The organism is Mesorhizobium sp. M5C.F.Ca.IN.020.32.2.1, assembly GCF_004023105.1.
GTDB lineage: Bacteria > Pseudomonadota > Alphaproteobacteria > Rhizobiales > Rhizobiaceae > Mesorhizobium > Mesorhizobium wenxiniae.
The window spans coordinates 1-2,500 of the sequence record NZ_RZSX01000886.1 but is presented as its reverse complement, the minus strand read 5'-3'; the positions used below and the strand labels follow the sequence as shown (position 1 = coordinate 2,500).

Annotated in this window: 2 protein-coding genes; both read left to right on the top strand. The window is 66.4% G+C overall.

The annotated features are described in order from the left end of the window. Positions 1–1,162: lipopolysaccharide biosynthesis protein (locus EOA86_RS30395; RefSeq protein ID WP_164892128.1), on the top strand; the 1,162-nt coding region annotated here is incomplete at its 5' end. Then, positions 1,162–2,442 carry a GNAT family N-acetyltransferase gene (locus EOA86_RS30390; RefSeq protein WP_128345005.1) on the top strand — a complete coding sequence of 427 codons (1,281 nt, stop codon included), beginning with the start codon at positions 1,162–1,164 and terminating at the stop codon, positions 2,440–2,442. The genes EOA86_RS30395 and EOA86_RS30390, both read left to right, overlap by 1 nt. The last annotated feature ends 58 nt before the right edge of the window (positions 2,443–2,500 follow it).

Genomic DNA, 2,500 nt, shown 5'->3' with positions numbered 1-2,500 from the left:
CGTCTGGGTGACGATGGTCATCGTCGGCAACCTCGCCTGCCTCGGCTTCCACACCTCGGTCATCCGCTTCATTCCCGAATACCGCGAGCGCAACATGCTGGCCGAACTGCGCGGCATCGTGCTGACCAGCCGCCTGTTCGTGCTGGTTGCCTCGACGCTGATCGCCGGGCTCGGCGCGCTCGGCGTCTGGCTGCTCTCGCCCTTCATCGAAAACTACTATGTCGTACCGTTCATTCTCGGCCTCATCTGCATGCCGATGATCGCCATGTCCGATCTGCTGCAGGGGCTGGCGCGGGCCAACTCATGGGCGCTGTTCGCGCTGGCGCCGACCTATCTGGTGCGGCCGGTGCTGATCCTGGCGCTCATGGCGCTGATGCTTCTGGTCGGCTTTGCGCCGGACGCCAGAACCGCGATTTTCGCCTCGATCGCCGCCGCCTATGCCACCACGCTCGGTCAGCTCATCGGCGTTACGACGCGCATGGACAGGAATATCCCGGCCGGGCCGAAGAAGGTTCATTTCGCGCAGTGGTTCCTCGTGTCGCTGCCGATCTTCCTGGTCGAAGGCTTCTTCTTCCTGCTCACCAATGCCGACGTGCTGATGGTCGGCGCCTATATGAAGCCCGACGACGTCGCCGTCTATTTCGCCACCGTGAAAACGCTGGCGCTGGTGCATTTCGTCTATTTCGCGGTCAAGGCGGGCGTCGCCCAGCGCTACGCGCAGTTCACCCATGGCGAGCCGGAAAAGCTCGCCGCCTTCGCCCGCGAAACGGTGTCGTGGACGTTCTGGCCGTCGCTGGCGATGGCGCTGCTGGTGCTGGTGCTGGGCGAGCCGATGCTGAGCTTGTTCGGCGCCGAATTCGTTGCCGGCTATCCGCTGTTGTTCCTGCTGGTCTTCGGCGTCGTCGCCCGCGCCGCCGTCGGCCCCTGCGAAAGCCTGCTCACAATGAGCGGCAACCAGAACATCTGCGCCGCCGTCTACGCCATGACGCTGGCCTTCAACATCGGCCTCAATCTGGTGCTGATCCCGCTTTTCGGCCTGTGGGGCGCGGCGATGGCCACCGCCTTCGCGATAATCTTCGAGGCCGGCGCGCTGTCCTTCACGGTGTGGCGCAAGCTCGGCATTGTCATGGCCATTTTCGTAGCCGCCGAAGGAGCCGCATGATGGCTGCCATCCCGTTGCTCGAGGAAACCAGCGGCGGCCCGGCCGGCGCCATGGTGTCCGGCCTCGCCGGGCTCGCCCGCGAAGCCGATCCCGCCCATATCGAGCTCTTGGCCAACGACCGGCCCGAGCGCAAACTGGCCGTCTACCCGGCCTCAGCCGGCTTCGATCTGGTCGAGGAACTCGACTATCTCTGCACCCGCACGATCGAGCCCAACGTCTTCTTCAACCCGCGATTCCTGGCGCCTGCCATGCCGCGGCTGGAAGACCGCGAGGTGCGGCTGGCGGTGATCCGCGACGGCGACGAATACCGCAACCGGCTGCGCTTGCTGGTGCCGTTCTCGGTGGAGCGGCCGGCGATGCCGCTCGGCGTCCCGGTCATGCGCACATGGTCGAGCCCGTTCGGCCCGATCGGCACGCCGCTGGTCGACCACGACGATCCCGTCGGCGTCATCGAGGATTTCTTCGCGATGCTGTCGCGGCCGCATCTCAAATTGCCGAAGGTCTTCGTCCTGCCCGACATCCGGCTCGACGGCTCGGTGGCCAGCCTGCTGGCCACCGTCGCCGAGACGCGTGGCCTGACGCTGGTCACCACCGGCAAGGCCGAACGCCCGATGCTCGAAAGCGGGCTCGACGGCGAAGCATATCTGAAGGCCTCGCTGCGCTCGCACCACTATCGCGAGTTCCGCCGTCTGAAGCGCCGCCTCGCCGACCTCGGCAGGCTGGAGCATGTCGTGGCGCGCGGACCGGCAAATATCCGCCATGCCATTGAACGCTTCCTGACGCTGGAAGCAGCAGGCTGGAAAGGCCGCGAGCGCACCGCCATGGCCATCGACCGCTACCGCGCCGCCTTCGCCCGCGAGGCCGTGCACCGGCTGGCCGAACAGGATCTGTGCCGCATCCATTCGCTGACGCTCGACGACCGCACCATCGCCAGCCTGATCGTCTTCGTCGAGGCCGGCGTCGCCTACACCTGGAAGACGGCCTATGACGAGACGCTCGCCGCCTATTCGCCGGGCACGCTGCTGATGATCGAGGTGACCAGGCAGCACCTCGACGACCCCAATGTCATGATGACCGATTCCTGCGCCGTGCCCGACCATCCGGTGATGAGCCGGTTGTGGACGGAGCGCAAGCCGATCGGCACCCTGGTCATCGGCCTGACGCCGGACGCCGACCGCCTCGCCCGCCAGGCGGCGTCGCAGCTTCACCTCTACCGCGAAACCCGCAACATGGCGCGCCTGCTGCGCAACCGGATGAAGAACTTGCTGGGACGGCGGTAGGCTGGGTGGTCGCGAAACCGGCAGGCCGAGCCTTCGTCATCCCAGGGCGGAGCAGGAG